This is a genomic window from Streptomyces sp. NPDC031426, from assembly GCF_055581585.1.
In genome coordinates, this window is record NZ_JBVIJE010000002.1 from 281350 (window position 1) to 295428 (window position 14079).

A 14079-nucleotide genomic window follows, 5' to 3' on the forward strand; every position below is an offset into this window, starting at 1 on the left:
CGCGCCGTCGACACGGGCGGGCGGGCCCGCGCCGGATCTACCGGGTTCATGCAAGACACGGCGAGGGGCCGGCGCATCGGCGCCGGCCCCTCGCCGTGTCTTGTGGAGTCCCGGAATTACGCCCCGCTCTCCCGGAGCATGTCCTCGCGCTCGACGATCTTCACGCGCGCGCGGCCCTGCGGCTCGCCCAGGGCGCGCTCGGCGGCGTCCAGCTTGTACCAGCCCTCCCAGGTGGTGAAGCGGACCTCGCGCTCGGCGAGGAAGGCGTCCACCGCCTCCGGGTCCGGCGAGGCCGGGGTGTGCAGCCGGCCGCCCGCGTAGTCGTCCAGCAGGTTGGCGACGGTCTCGTTGGCGTCGCCCTTGGTGTGGCCGATCAGGCCGATGGGACCGCGCCGGATCCAGCCGGTGACGTAGGTGGACTGGAGGTGGGCGCCGCCCTCCTCGACGACCCGGCCGCCCTCGTCCGGGACGGTGCCCGAGTCGAGGTCCCAGGGCAGCTTGGGCAGCTTCTCGGAGAGATAGCCGACCGCGCGGTAGACCGCCGTGACGTCCCAGTCCTTGAACTCGCCGGTGCCCTTGACGTTTCCGGTGCCGTCGAGGGCGGTGCGCTCGGTGCGCAGGCCGACGACCCTGCCGTCCTCGCCGAGGATCTCCGCGGGCGACTCGAAGAAGTGCAGGAACAGCTTGTGCGGGCGGTCGCCGACGTCCCGGATCGCCCAGTTCTCCAGGGTCTTGGCCACCATGTCGGCCTGCTTGTTGCCGCGCCGGGTCTCGATCGAGCCCTCGTCGTAGTCGATGTCCTCGGGGTCGACGATGACCTCGATGGTGGGCGAGTGGTCCAGCTCGCGCAGCTCCATCGGGCTGAACTTCGCCTGGGCGGGGCCGCGTCGGCCGAAGACATGGATCTCCACGGCCTTGTTGGCCTTCAGGCCGTCGTAGACGTTCGGCGGGATCTCGGTCGGCAGCAGCTCGTCGGCGGTCTTGGCGAGGATGCGGGCGACGTCGAGGGCGACGTTGCCGACACCGAGGACGGCGACCTTCTCGGCCTCCAGTGGCCAGGTGCGCGGGACGTCCGGGTGGCCGTCGTACCAGGAGACGAAGTCGGCGGCGCCGTAGGAGCCGTCCAGGTCGATGCCGGGTATGGACAGCTCGCGGTCGGCCGTCGCGCCGGTGGAGAAGATCACCGCGTCGTAGAAGGCGCGCAGGTCGTCCAGGCTGATGTCGGTCGGGTAGTCGACGTTGCCGAACAGCCGGATCTGCGGCTTGTCCAGCACCTGGTGCAGGGCGGTGACGATGCCCTTGATGCGCGGGTGGTCGGGGGCGACGCCGTACCGGATCAGGCCGAACGGGGCGGGCATCCGCTCGAAGAGGTCGATGGACACACCGGGGTCGGCGGCCACCTCGGACTTGAGCAGGGCGTCGGCGGCGTAGATCCCGGCGGGGCCGGCTCCGACGATGGCTACCCGCAGGGGGCGCGGCATGATCAGGTTCCCTTCGCGTCTGAATGGGCGACTTGATCAGGAAGCCTAAGCTAAGGCAGGCCTAAGTTGGTACACGGGTCCCGCCTATGACCCCATAAGTGGATCTTATGACTTACCCAGCGTTGTCTTATGGCCCGGAGTGTTCCCCTGGAGCGGCCGGTGCCGGACCCTGTCCTCGGACGGCGGGAAGGGGACGGCGGGAAGGGGACGGCGGGCGTGGACGGACACGCGGCAACGAGCGTAGCGGTGACGGGCGGCAGCGGCTTCGTCGGCAGCCATCTGGTACGGCGCCTGCTGGAACGGGGCTACCGGGTCCACGCCACCGTACGGAACCGGGCCGACGCGGCCAAGGTCCGGCCGCTGTGGGAGCTGCAGGAAGCATTCCCCGGCCAACTCCGTCTCTTCGAGGCGGACTTGATCGAGGGTGGCGCCTTCGACGCGGCGTTCCGCGACTGCGCGGTCGTCTTCCATGTGGCCGCACCGTTCCTGATGCCGGAGCGGATCAAGGACGGCCGACGGGACGTCGTGGACCCGGCACTGCTGGGCACCCGCAACGTAGTGGCGGCGATCGAGCGGACCCCGCAGGTGCACACGCTGGTGTTCACGTCCACCGTGGGTGCAATATTCGGCGACTACGCCGATGCGCTCGCGATGGACGGCCGGATCCTGTCCGAGCGGTACTTCAACACCACCAGCACCGTCGAGAACAACCCCTACCACTACGCCAAGACGCTGGCGGAACGCGCCGCGTGGACGGCCGAGGCGGCGCAGGACCGCTGGCGCATGGTGTCGGTCAACCCCGGGCTGATCCTGGGGCCCTCGTTCACCCCCGCGTCCGACTCCGGCAGCCTCTTCCTGCTGGACGAGCTGTTCCAGGGCTACTTCTGTTACGGCGCACCGGACTTCAGCTTCACCACGGCGGACGTCCGGGACGTGGCCGACGCGCACATCGCCGCCGCCGAGAACCCGGCCGCGCAAGGGCGGTACATCGTGGCGGCCGACACCATGACGTCGTTCCACGAGATGGCCCGCATCCTCCTCGCCCGCCACCCCCTGGACCTCCGGCTGCCGCGCACGAGGCTCCCGCACTGGCCGGTCCGGGTCCTGGGCCCCGCCTTCGGTCTCACCCAGGACTACATCCGCCGGCACCTCGGCATCCGCTTCCGTGTCGACAACAGCCGCAGCATCCGCGAACTGGGCCTGAGCTACCGCCCGTTGGAGGAGACCCTGCTCGACCACTACGAGAGCCGGCGCGCACACCGGCGCCGGGGCTGATCCCGGTACCGGTCGCCCCGGTCGGCGGACCGCTCAGGAGAGCCGCACGATCCGGTGGATCGCCGACTCCCCGGCGCCGTAGATCGACTCCTCGCGTATGGACGATCCCGGGCCCGGCGCGTGCACCATCATGCCGCCGCCGACATGGAGTCCCACGTGCCGGTCGTCGTCGAAGAAGAGGACCAGATCGCCGGGCTCGATCCCGGCGAGGGTGACCGGCGCACCGGCGAGCGCCTGCTCGTACGCGGCCCGCGGCAGCTGAACCCCGGCGGCCTTCCAGGCGGCCTGGGTGAGGCTGGAGCAGTCGTACGAGTCCGGCCCGGTCGCACCCCATACACAAGGCTTGCCGATCTGCGCCCGGGCGAACGCGATGGCCTTGGCGGCCCGCACGGCCCGGGGCGACTCGGGGAGCACGACGAGGGAAGCGGCGCCGGTCCCGGAGACCGGGGTGGCGGGCGAGGCCTCCACGCCCGGCATCGCGGTCACCACCGCACCGGGCGCGCTGGGTGCTTCCCATGCCGGCTGCTGCCACGGGTTGGTTGCGGGGGTGGGGGAGGTGGTCTGGGTGGGTGGCGTCCATTCCGGCTGCTGCCATGGATTGGTTGCGGGGGTGGGGGAGGTGGTCTGGGTGGGTGGTGTGGGCGGTTGGGCTGTGGCGGGCGCGGTGGGTGCCGTCCATTCCGGCTGGTCCCACGGACTGGTGGGGGAGGTGGCCTGCGCGGGTGGTGTGGGGGGTACGGCTGTGGCGGGCGCGGTGGGTGCCGGGGTGACGGGGGGCGACGTCGCGGCCGTCGTCGGCATGGGGGATGCGGCCGTAACAGGCATGGGTGGTGTGGCCGTCATCGGCGCCGCCTGGGCGGTCGCGGCGGCTGTGGTGAGCCGCGCGGTGTACCGGGTGATCACGTCGCTCGCCGCGGCCAGCTTGCGCTGGTTGTTCGCCTTGGACGTGGCGGGGGAGGGGCGGGCCGGCGCGGCGGGACCGGGCAGTGTCCTGGGTTCCTGGACCGGGGTGCCCTGCGCGGCGGACGGCCCGACCACCGGAAGGACGGCGGTCTCGACGGGTCCGGCGTCGGCCGTCGGTGCCGGACCGAGGCCGGCCGGATACGCCAGACCGAGACCGGTGGGTTCCCCTTGTCCGAGGCCGGCCGGGTCCACCGGATCGAGACCGGCCGGTACACCGCGCGTATCGGGCCCCGCCGGGGCTGCCGCCCCGGGCAGCGCCAGGTACGCGGCGCTCGCGCCGGGCGTACCCGTTCCGTCGAGAGCGGGCAACCCGGGCTGACCACCGGGCAGTTCAAGCCGCCGAGGTCCGTTCAGGGCGACGCGTGCGCTCTCGCGTGCCGCCAGGGCGAGACTCTCCGGATCCGTCGCCCGGCCGGCCGTCAGCTCGGCCACCACGCGGTCGGTGGCGCGCTCCAGGGCCTCGGGCCGTCGCGTGGGCATGCCCATGCCCAGGGCGTCCGATGCGCCGCCCGTCCGGCCCCGGGAGCGGCCCGCAGCCGCTGCCGGGCGGTCGGGCAGCCGGTCGGCGGGCAGCGCGGCGGGGACGGTCGGGCCGAGCTTGGCGCGTGCCCCGTCGAACCACTGCCGGGCGATCTCGTCGAGAGCGGGCTCCGGTCGCCGCCCCGGGCGCTTGGCCAGCGGGACGCCCCGGGAGCGCGTCACCGAGGCCATGGCCCGGGTCGCGTTGTAGTTCCCGGTCTCGTTCTCGGCCCGGTCGTAGAGGGAGTCGATCCGCTGCCGGACCTCGTCCTGCGCAACCTCGTCGCGGCTCTCCGGCGCCATGGAAGACACGCTCCTTCCTTGCCCCGCAGGGCAGTTGGGCCGATGCGTCCGGTCCGTCGAGGGCCGGGCGGCCTCGCGTCAACCTAGCCAACGTGTGTGCCTCGTGTGAAGGTTGAGGTGTGAAATGTCCGATACGTATTTGTGATGTTCGTGGTGGTGTTCGAAAGGGAAGGGGCGAGTTCCGCGTTTTCCTGTGAGGTGCCGGTGAATCCGCGATTCCCTTGAACACTTCTGTGCCGCCCTCCGTATGAGGCCGGGGAGCTCCATGCCCGACCGGCGCACACACCACACAGGGGACGACCTTGGCACGCAACAGGCGCAGACGCCCGACCGGCGCACGACGCGCGACCTTCGCAGCGATGGCTCTCATGCTGGGCGGAGGCGGCCTCGTGGCGGCCAACGTCTACGCCTCGGCGACCGAGAGCTGGGGCGACGGTTCCGGCACGAACGGAACCGGACACGTCCTGTCCGCGGGCATGACCACGATCGACTGCCCCGACGTCGGCAGCCGGCTCACCGCCGTACCGGACGCCGCCCGGTCCGACGTGGACCGCGAACTCGCCCTGCTGGACCGGCAGACGGCCGATGCCTACCGGCAGCTCCAGCAGTCGGGACAGGCCGGCGGACAGGACTCCGGCTCGGTCGACGACACGATCATGAGCCCGCTGAAGGAGCAGCGGGCCGCGGCGATCGGCCGGATCACCGACGCCATCGACCGGGCGGGGGAACGCCCGCAGGGCCTGGACGCCCTGGCCGCCTGCACCTTGCGCCCCGGCGGCGACGGCGCGGGCGGCGGCGTCCAGTCCTCCGCCACCCCGACCTCCGCCACCCCAACCTCGGGTGCCCAGCCGAGCGGCGCCGGCCAGGGCGGCAACGGACCCGTCGTCTCCGACTACGCGGACATCACCTCCGCACCGCCCGCCGCGTCGAACCCGCCGCAGCAGGCCGACGCCTCGCGCGGCAGCTTCAGCTCCGACTGCGGGGTCAACGCGAACGGCCTGTTCAACTCCGACAACGTCATCGTCGCCCCCGGCGTCTCCAACGGCGCCCACCACTTCCACGACTACGTCGGCAACCAGGGCAACAACGCCTTCGCGAGCGACGACGACCTCGCGAAGGCCGGGACGAGCTGTGTCGACCAGGGCGACAAGTCCTCGTACTACTGGCCGGTGCTGCGCCTGCAGAACGGCACACAGGAGCGGGACGCCGGATCCCCGGGCGGCGGCACGGAGGGCAACGCCGGCCAGATCGTCACGCCCAAGCAGGTCACGCTGACCTTCACCGGCAACCCGCTCGGCAAGGTCACCGCCATGCCTCGCCTGCTGCGCATCATCACCGGCGACGCCAAGGCCTTCGTCAACGGTCCCGGCAACGCCAACGCGTCCTGGAGCTGCACCGGTTACGAGGACCGGCAGCTGAAGGACAAGTACCCGCTGTGCCCGCCGGGCAGCGACGTGGTGCGCAGCTTCCGGTTCCAGAGCTGCTGGGACGGCCGCAACATCGACAGCGCCAACCACCGCACCCACGTGGCCTTCACCGCCCCCGACGGCTCCTGCCCGGCCGGCTTCCGCGCCATCCCGCAGCTGGTGGAGCGGATCGTCTACGACGTCAAGGCACCCAGCCTCCAGGACGGCGGCCGTACGGTCCCGCTCTTCGCGGTCGACTCCTTCCCCGAGCAGCTGCACAAGCCCGTCACCGACCACGGCGACTTCGTCAACGTCTTCGACGAGGACCTGATGCGCCAGATGGTCGACTGCATCAACTCCGGCCGCACCTGCGGCCCCGGCGGCGACGGCTCGGGTACGACGGCGTCACCCACGGCGAGTTCCGGCTCCGGTACGACGGCCGCCCCGGGCGGCGGTACGGCGCAACAGCCCGGCGCCACCGCCACCTCCACCGCCTCCTCCGCGCCGGTGCCCTCGGCCGCACAGCCCAGCGAGGAACCGAGGACCGACGCGACGACCACACCGGCTCGCACCACCGCGCCGGCCCACACCACTGCGCCGGCCCGCACGACCGCGCCGTCCAACACGACCGCACCGGCCCGCAGTGCCGGGCAGCACCGTACGGGCAAGGCGGACAGCTCCACGGAGCCGGCACGGCACACGCCCACGCCCTCGCTCACCCGGCCCGCGGCCACTCACTCCGATCCCGCTCAGTCCGCGCCCGCCGCCCAGGCCACGGCCGCCGGATACGCTCCGCCCACCCCCGCCCAGCCCCAACCCCAGGGCACGCAGGGGGCACTCGCGGAGACCGGCGCCCACCTGTGGCCCGCCGCACTCGGCGTCCTGCTCGCGCTGTCGGGCCTGATCATGCTGCTCAGGGCCCGGCGCCTCCGGTACTGAGAGGATGCCGAGATGGAGGGCCTGAGCGCCCTGTCCGCACAGGGCCTCAGGTCAACTCAAGCGTCTGCTTGGCGAGTTCGTAGGCGGGCCGCATCGCCTCGTGCTCCTCGGTGTCCATCCCGCCGAGGTGCAGAACGACCGGGCCATGGGGCGTGCTGACCGCGAGCGCGGTCTCGTTCTTCGTCTCGTCCAGGAGCTTGCTGGTGTAGAGGTACTCCACCTCCACGCCCCTCAGGCCGCCGCCGGTCCGGAAGGAGTGGTACTTCTCCTTGCTGACGTTGTCCTCCGCGGCGACGAACTCCCGCAGCACGCTGCCCGCGTCGGCCTTGCCCGCCTTGCCCGTCCACACGCGCAGGAAGCCGATGTGGCCCGCCGGCCTGGCGTCGATCTCGCAGGCCGCGGTGACCGGCCCTTGGCGCAGGAAGGCGTCGGCGAGCGCCCCGCTCAGCTCGCCGTCGGAACCCTTCGACGCCTTCGACAGCTCCGCCTCGGCGTCGACCGCCTTGGCCTTCCAGTGCCTGGCGATGTCGAAGCGCACGGGCAGTTCGCAGTCCGAACCGGCCGCGCCGATCGACCCGCCGCTCGCCGTCGCCGTCCCCCCGGTCCCTTCGCTCCTGGCGTTCGGGGACGCGCCCGAGGTGTCCTTGCCGTCACCGTCCGCCGACTTCGCGCACCCGCCGAGCACCGCCGCGAGCACCACCGCCACGACCACCGCACCCCGCACGGACGCCACCCTGACCTGCACTTCCCGCTCCCCTCCTGTTCAGGGGCGCAACCATAACCGAGGGCACTGACAGCATCGAACACGTTTTCCCCGCAGTTCGGCCCGGCCCCCGGTCCCCGGCCTCCCGGCCCCGGGTCAGCCGGTGACGAGCGGCTTGCCGTAGACCGTGGTGCTGAGCCGGACCGTCATGCCCAGGCGCTCGTACAGCGAGAGCGCACCCGTGCCGGAGTGCGTCCACAGGGTGCAGGCCGGCCTGCCGAGGCGGTGGAAGGTGCGGAACGCCTCGCGCAGCAGCGTGCGGGCGATGCCCCGGTCGCGGTGGTCGCGCCGTACCGCGACCCGCTCGACGTATCCCTCGTCGTGGCCCGGAACGTCCAGCGACAGCACGGCCCCGACCAGCCGGCCGCCGGCGAAGGCGAGCGGTGACGCCGCGGGCAGGAACGTGGCGCGTTCGACGGTGTGCCGCGCCCATTCGGGGTAGCTCTTCCGCCGTGGCTGCCACTCGTCGAACGCGTCCTCGGTGAGCCGGTACGCCGCCTGTTCGTCACCGGGCCGGAACGGCCGTACGGTGATGCCCGCCGGTGGATCGGGCACCTCCGGTTCGTGCGGCAGCGCGATCTGCAGCAGCCACTCGGTGACCAGCCGGGAGTACCCGCCGGCCCGCAGGAGAGCGGCCGCGGCACCGTCGCCGTCGGGCACCGTCTGCGCGAGCCGGTCGCCACCCGCGCACCGGGCCCTGCTCTCGGTCCAGGCCAGCAGCGCGCCCCCGAGACCCCGGCCCCGGTGACCGGGGTGCACATGAACCCTGGCCCGCCGTCCCTTCACCCAGCCGTAGCCGGCCGGCGTGCCCGCGCCGTCGTGCACGAGCACCGTGTCGTCCTCCGGCCGCAGACCGGGCAGGGTGAGTTCGGCGGTGATGCGGTCGGCGCCGGTCACGGCACGGCCGTACACCTCGTGTTCGTACGCGGCGACCAGGCGGTGGATCGCGCCGACATCGGCGGTGGTCGCCGGCCGCCCCCGATAGCCGGCCGGCAGGCGGTCCGGGCGGAAATCGGCCTCCAGCGCACCCGCTCCGGTCACGGCAGCCCCTCCCGTCCTCCCCGTGCACAGGCTCTACCCCGCCGCGCCGCCCGCCACGCCCGTCTGTTTGCGAGGCGCCGCGGGGGCACGGCAGGGTGCGGGGTGTGCCTACCTTGCTGATCGTCCATCACACCCCGTCGCCCAACTGCCAGGCGCTGTTCGAGGCCGTCGTCTCCGGCGCCACGACACCGGAGATCGAGGGCGTCCGCGTCGTCCGCCGCGCCGCCCTGTCCGCGACCGCCTCCGACGTCCTGGAGGCCGACGGCTGCCTGCTCGGCACACCGGCGAACCTCGGATACATGTCCGGCGCCCTGAAACATTTCTTCGACCAGATCTACTACCCCTGCCTCGACGAGACCCGGGGCCGGCCGTTCGGCTACTACGTGCACGGCGGCAACGACGTCACCGGCGCCGTCCGTGCCATCGAGGCCATCACCACCGGCCTCGGCTGGCGCCGTGCGGCCGACGCGGTGACGGTCACCGGGGAGCCCGGCAAGGCCGACACGGAGGCGTGCTGGGAGCTGGGGGCCACGGTCGCGGCGGGGCTGATGCCCGGGGCGTGAACGCCGGGTGAGGAACCGTCCCGCGGGTGCCTCCGGGCTTGGCCGGCGTCCGCTACCTGGACGGATGAAGGTGCGGGCCCGGTGTCCCTGGCCGACGATGGGACCGGGGTCGCGCCCTCCGGCGTGGCTGAACCCTGTCATGTGTCGTCGTACGTCGTCGAACGAGGGAGCGTCGGATGCGAGCGGACGGCCACGCACCCGGACGGCCCGTGCCGGACGGCCGGGACGCCAGCGAGCTGCTGCGCCGGTGCGCACGGGACGTGGTGGACGTCGCCGAGGGCATCCGCGCGGTGTCCGAGCGCACCAGCACCGCGCTGTTCGCGCCGCCCCTGACCGCCTCCGCGCGCCGCCGTCCCCGTACCGGCCTCGCCGCCCAGTGGGCGCTGCTGCGGGCCCTGACGAGCAAGGAGGGCCTCGGCGGCTCGGCGATCACCGCGCCGAAGGGCATGGGCCAGGTGCTCGGCGCTGCCGGTGCGGTGCTGGGCCGGGAGAGCCTGGCCGCGCTGGTAGCCGTCACCTCGCTGCGCCTGAGGATCGCCGCCGTCCTCGTCGACCACCCCGAGTTGGCGCGCGACCCGGGCCTGCGCCGGCTGACGCAGGCCGTCACCGCCGACCGCGACCTGGAGGCCGTACGGGCCCTGCGCGCGCTGTTCCGGGACCGGGGCGCCCAGCGTGCCCTGTCCGGGCTGACGCCGCTGATGGCAGAACTGCTCGCCATCCGCGCCCTGCTCGACGAGGGCCCGAAGCACGACGAGACCGGCCGGGCGCGCGCGGCCGGGCGCGAACCGTCCGCCGATCCGCTGCGCCGTCCGCCGCACGGAATCAGCGCCTCGCACCTAGCCTCCATGGACCGGGGGGCGGCCGAGGCCGTCGACCTCACCGACCAGGAGAAGCAGTTCATCGCCACCGAGGGTTCGTTCCTCGGATTCCTCCGCAACATCGAGGTGCTGTCCAGCGACGGGCGGATCCTCGTGCAGAACGTGCGTGGCCCCGACGGTGTCGTCCGCTACGTCGTCCAGGCGCCCGGCATCACGCCGGGCCGCCCGCGCAACCACTCCCTGCAGGACGTCGTCGGTGCCCGGCGGAACCCGTTCACGACCGACTCGCCCTACACCCGTTCGGTCCTGCGCGCCCTGGCGGACTACGGCATCCCGCGCGGGGCCGACCTCGCGCTGATCGGGCACGGGGAGGGCGGGACCGCGCTGCTGAACCTCTCCCAGGACGAGGAGTTCTGCCGCACCTACCGGGTCACGCACGTCGTCGCCGTCGGCTCCCCGGTCGGCGACGAGAAGCCCGCCGACCCGCGCACCTGGGTCGCCGTCGTCACCAACCAGCACGACGTCGTGGCCGTCCAGGACGGCCGGAGCGCGGCCTCCCTGTTCGACCCGCACCCGCACTGGTACCAGGCCGACTACGCCGGGCCCACCCACGAGTTCCCGCTGTGCCACATGCTCCGCGAGTACATCGAGCATCTGCGCACGGTGATCCCCGAGGCCCGCGAGGACATCGACGCGGCGCTCACGCCGTACCGCGGCCCTATCGTGCGCACCCAGGCCTACCAGCTCAAGGACCGCGCCCACCCGCCCGAGGGATACCCCTTCCTCACCCTGCCGACCACCTCGATCCCGACGACGGCCGGCCCGGTCGACGTACCGGTGCGCTACTACGACTCCGCCGCCGCCCATCTCTGCTTCCCCGTCTCCGCCGACGCGGCCCGCGGCCTGCTGCCCGGCGCCACCTGGCTGACCCCGAGCCGGCTGGGCCGACGGGCCCTCGCCGTCCTGTCGCTCTACGAGCACCGCTGCTCCACCATCGGCCCGTACACCGAGATCGCCCTGTCCGTCCTGGTCGACGACCTGTGGCGGCCGCGCCCGTACGACGTCGGCGCGGACCTGCTGCGCCGCGCAGACCTGCGCCGCAGCGGGCGTCACGTCCTCTCCCTCGCCGTCACCAGCGACGAGGCCCGCGTGGTCGCCCGGGAGATCTGGGGCCAGCCCGCGATGCGGACGACCGCCGAGGCCGAGCTGACGGACCGGCAGATCGACGTGCGGTCCCGGGACCTCGGTCTCACCGTCGAGGGCCGGCTCGGGCCGGGCATGCGTTGCCCGGCGGCCGACTGGATCCTCTACGGCCGCAGGAAGGACAGCACCGTTCGCACCCTGGTCCGGGCACACGGCAGGCTGCGGCTGCACCGCGGCACCGGCGTGCGGCTGCGGCTGGGCACCGCGGCGGCCGAACCCCTCGCCGGACAACTGCGCCGGCTCGGCATCGACCGGGCCCGGCCCCGGTTCGTCCTGAGCTGCCCCCAGTTCATGCTCCACCGCAGCGCCGGCGCCGTCATGCCGCGCTGAAGCCCCCTGCCACTCACCCCAGCCCAGTGGGAGCCGCCATGGTGACCGAGTCCCCCCGAGCGATCACGGCTTCGGCCGACGAACTCCTCGCGCACGTAGACACCCTGCGGGCCGACGCCGACCTCATGGACGGCTACGCCCGTCGGCTGCTCGCCACCGCGGCCACCCTGAGCGGCTGCCCGGCGGCACCCGACTGGAGCCGTCCCACCCTGGAGCGGCAGGCCGCCGCCTGCACCACGGCGGCGGAGCAACTGCGCACCGCGGCCGAGGCATTGGCCACCCATACCGGAGCCGGGGACTGAGCCGTCCCGCACGGGCCGGAGGCCGGCCTGGGCCCCGACTCGGCATGCCGCCGCCCAGGAGTCCGCCGGGGCGCTCGGCGAGCTGCTGTACGAACAGGGTCACGGCGGCCTCCTCCGCGAAGCCGTCGCGGCGCATCGACTCGGCCGTGGCGGTGTTGCGCCGCCTCAGGGCTTGCGGGCCACGCCGGCATACACCGGCTGCTCTCCAATGACCCGCATCCCCGGCTCGGGATGCCAGCGCGTGGCCGGCACGACACCCGGATCGCACAGGTCCAGGCCCTCGAAGAACCGGCCGATCTCGGCGTGCGAGCGCGCCTGGACCTGGGTGCCACCGGAGCGGTAGACGGCCGTGATCCGCTCCCAGACCTCCGGGTCGAACTCGGTGCCGACGTGGGAGAGCGTCAGAAAGCTGCCGGACGGCAGGGGCTCCAGCAGGGTCCGGACGACACGACGGGGATCCTGCTCGTCGGTGACGAACGGCAGCAGCGCGATCAGCGACAGGCCCACGGGCCGGCCGAGGTCCAGATGCTCCCGGGCGTACTCCACGATCCGCTCCGGCTCGCGGACATCGGCGTGCAGATAGGCGGTACGGCCCTCGGGCCTGCCCCGGAGCAGGGCTTCGGCGTGCCGCAGCACGATCGGGTCGTTGTCGACGTACACCACCCGGGCGCTCGGGGTGACCGCCTGGACGACCTGGTGCAGACTCGGCTCGGTGGGGATCCCGGTGCCCACGTCCAGGAACTGGTCCACACCCCGCCGGGCGACGAACCGGGCGGCCCGGTGCATGAACTCGCGGTTGGCCCAGGCCGTGTCCTTGACACCCGGGAAGAGCTCCAGCACCTTGCCCGCGGCCTCGGCGTCCACGACGCAGTGGTCCTTGCCGTCCAGGAACCAGTCGTACATCCGCGCCGAGTGCGGCTTGCCGGTGTCGATCCGATCCGGGCTGAATCCGGTGTCTGTCACGTCGGCTCTCCGCGAAGGGGCGGGGGGTGAACGGGCGGTCGTCAGCGGCAGCGGGAGGCCGCCGCGCTGTCGTGGCGGTGCCAGACGGCCTCGACCACACGGCCGTCGGGCAGGGTGTGCCGGGGCGGCCCCTCGTCCGGTACGAAGCCGGCCCGGGCCAGGGCCCGCCGGCTCGCGGTGTTCCCGGGCTCCGCACCTGCCCGCACCGTGCTCATTCCGGCATGTCTGTGGGCGAGATCCGCGCCGGCGCGGAACAACTCCGCGCCCAGACCCTGGCCACGGCAGGCCGGCGCCAGCCAGCCGCCCATCTCGCCCGTGCGGTGCTCCAGTTCGAGGGCGCCGGCATAGCCGAGGTCCGACCTGCGCACGCAGACGAGCAGCAGGGGATCGTCCGGGCCGGGTGCGTACGGCTGGGCCAGCTTCCGGGGCATCCGGCGGCCGTCGTCGCCGGCCGGCCGCCAGGCGAGCAGGGCCCTGCGGGTGCCGGGATCGGGCAGGACCAGGTCCGCCTGGGTGCCGAGCCAGCGCTGTGCCTCGGCATCGGCGCAGGCGGCGAGTGCCGCGGCCACGTCCAGCCGGGTCCGGGGCGTGAACAGCAACAGCCGCTCGGTGGCCAGGACATGCCGGCCGGCCTCCGGCCCGCACCGACCGGGGACGGGCAGCCCGGCCGGGGCCGCCCGCCTCCGGCGGATCACCGACCAGACCATGCACACCCCCGACCCAACGGTCCGCGCGACTGACACGGGACGCGTACGGACGCCGAGCCCCGAGGGATGCGGACGACCCGCACCGGCGGCGAATGTACCGGGGTTCGGGGGTGGGTGGCGTGTGGGTGGGGGTGGTTTTGGGACGGGAGGGTGAGATGGGGGCAGCGGTGGGGTGGCCGGGGTCAGTCGGACTGTTCCTGGGATCCGGGCTTGGGGCGGGTGCGGGTCCAGGACGGGTCGGCGGACGGGGCCGGGGCGGGGGTGGCGATGTGCATGGGCATCCTTCGGACTGGTGGGGGATGGTCCGTGGGTGGTCGAGTGGGGGTGCGGCGGGCCTGGCGTCAGCCGTGGTCGGACGGCAGCTCGGCCCAGACGACTCGGGCGGGCCGGCCGGACACCGGCGTCACGTCCAGGACGGGTCGGCGGACGGGGCCGGGGCGGGGGTGGCGATGTGCATGGGCATCCTTCGGACTGGTGGGGGATGGTCCGTGGGTGGTCGAGTG

General features: G+C 73.3%; 11 protein-coding genes. 5 read left to right on the forward strand and 6 right to left on the reverse strand.

The features are described from left to right. Positions 1–116: 116 nt before the first annotated feature. Positions 117–1481 carry an FAD-dependent oxidoreductase gene (locus ACZ5NH_RS04295; RefSeq protein ID WP_388625610.1) on the reverse strand — a complete coding sequence of 455 codons (1365 nt, stop codon included), beginning with the start codon at positions 1479–1481 and terminating at the stop codon, positions 117–119. A 216-nt stretch (positions 1482–1697) separates the two neighbouring features. Between ACZ5NH_RS04295 and ACZ5NH_RS04300 the strand changes: the two genes are divergently transcribed. Continuing rightward, positions 1698–2756, forward strand: coding sequence for an NAD-dependent epimerase/dehydratase family protein (locus ACZ5NH_RS04300; RefSeq protein WP_468773086.1), 1059 nt, complete (start codon positions 1698–1700; stop codon positions 2754–2756). 33 nt (positions 2757–2789) lie between these two features. Here ACZ5NH_RS04300 and ACZ5NH_RS04305 read toward each other — a convergent pair whose 3' ends face one another. Then, positions 2790–4541, reverse strand: a complete 1752-nt coding sequence (locus ACZ5NH_RS04305) for an NlpC/P60 family protein (protein WP_468772900.1) — start codon at positions 4539–4541, stop codon at positions 2790–2792. Between the two features lie 359 nt (positions 4542–4900). On the opposite strand from ACZ5NH_RS04305, the gene ACZ5NH_RS04310 reads away from it, so the two are divergent. Then, positions 4901–6886, forward strand: coding sequence for a DUF1996 domain-containing protein (locus ACZ5NH_RS04310; protein ID WP_468772901.1), 1986 nt, complete (start codon positions 4901–4903; stop codon positions 6884–6886). 46 nt (positions 6887–6932) lie between these two features. Here the strand turns inward: ACZ5NH_RS04310 and ACZ5NH_RS04315 are convergent, their stop codons facing one another. Next, a complete protein-coding gene (locus ACZ5NH_RS04315; protein ID WP_468772902.1) occupies positions 6933–7631 on the reverse strand; it encodes a lipoprotein in 699 nt (232 codons plus the stop codon). A gap of 114 nt (positions 7632–7745) precedes the next feature. After that, the gene (locus ACZ5NH_RS04320) at positions 7746–8690 is read right to left on the reverse strand and encodes a GNAT family N-acetyltransferase (protein ID WP_468772903.1); all 945 of its coding nucleotides are present in this window, start codon (positions 8688–8690) and stop codon (positions 7746–7748) included. Between the two features lie 104 nt (positions 8691–8794). Here ACZ5NH_RS04320 and ACZ5NH_RS04325 point away from each other — a divergent pair, with 104 nt between their 5' ends. From ACZ5NH_RS04325 to ACZ5NH_RS04335, 3 genes are all read left to right on the forward strand, one after another. Further along, positions 8795–9253, forward strand: a complete 459-nt coding sequence (locus ACZ5NH_RS04325; RefSeq protein WP_451555700.1) for a flavodoxin family protein — start codon at positions 8795–8797, stop codon at positions 9251–9253. A 176-nt stretch (positions 9254–9429) separates the two neighbouring features. Further along, a complete protein-coding gene (locus ACZ5NH_RS04330) occupies positions 9430–11604 on the forward strand; it encodes an acetoacetate decarboxylase family protein (protein ID WP_468772904.1) in 2175 nt (724 codons plus the stop codon). A 38-nt stretch (positions 11605–11642) separates the two neighbouring features. Further along, entirely contained in the window at positions 11643–11906 is a 264-nt protein-coding gene (locus tag ACZ5NH_RS04335) for a hypothetical protein (RefSeq protein ID WP_468772905.1), read from the forward strand. Between the two features lie 165 nt (positions 11907–12071). Here the strand turns inward: ACZ5NH_RS04335 and ACZ5NH_RS04340 are convergent, their stop codons facing one another. Both ACZ5NH_RS04340 and ACZ5NH_RS04345 read right to left on the reverse strand, forming a co-directional pair. After that, the gene (locus ACZ5NH_RS04340; protein WP_468772906.1) at positions 12072–12869 is read right to left on the reverse strand and encodes an SAM-dependent methyltransferase; all 798 of its coding nucleotides are present in this window, start codon (positions 12867–12869) and stop codon (positions 12072–12074) included. A gap of 41 nt (positions 12870–12910) precedes the next feature. Beyond that, complete coding sequence (locus ACZ5NH_RS04345) at positions 12911–13564, reverse strand: GNAT family N-acetyltransferase (RefSeq protein WP_388625637.1); 654 nt, start codon at positions 13562–13564, stop codon at positions 12911–12913. Positions 13565–14079 lie beyond the last annotated feature (515 nt).

Coding starts and splice junctions, on each gene's coding strand:
- ACZ5NH_RS04295 (WP_388625610.1), bottom strand. CDS start 1,481: ATGCCGCGCCCCCTGCGGGTAGCCATCGTCGGAGCCGGCCCCGCCGGG.
- ACZ5NH_RS04305 (WP_468772900.1), bottom strand. CDS start 4,541: ATGGCGCCGGAGAGCCGCGACGAGGTTGCGCAGGACGAGGTCCGGCAG.
- ACZ5NH_RS04310 (WP_468772901.1), top strand. CDS start 4,901: ATGGCTCTCATGCTGGGCGGAGGCGGCCTCGTGGCGGCCAACGTCTAC.
- ACZ5NH_RS04330 (WP_468772904.1), top strand. CDS start 9,430: ATGCGAGCGGACGGCCACGCACCCGGACGGCCCGTGCCGGACGGCCGG.
- ACZ5NH_RS04335 (WP_468772905.1), top strand. CDS start 11,643: ATGGTGACCGAGTCCCCCCGAGCGATCACGGCTTCGGCCGACGAACTC.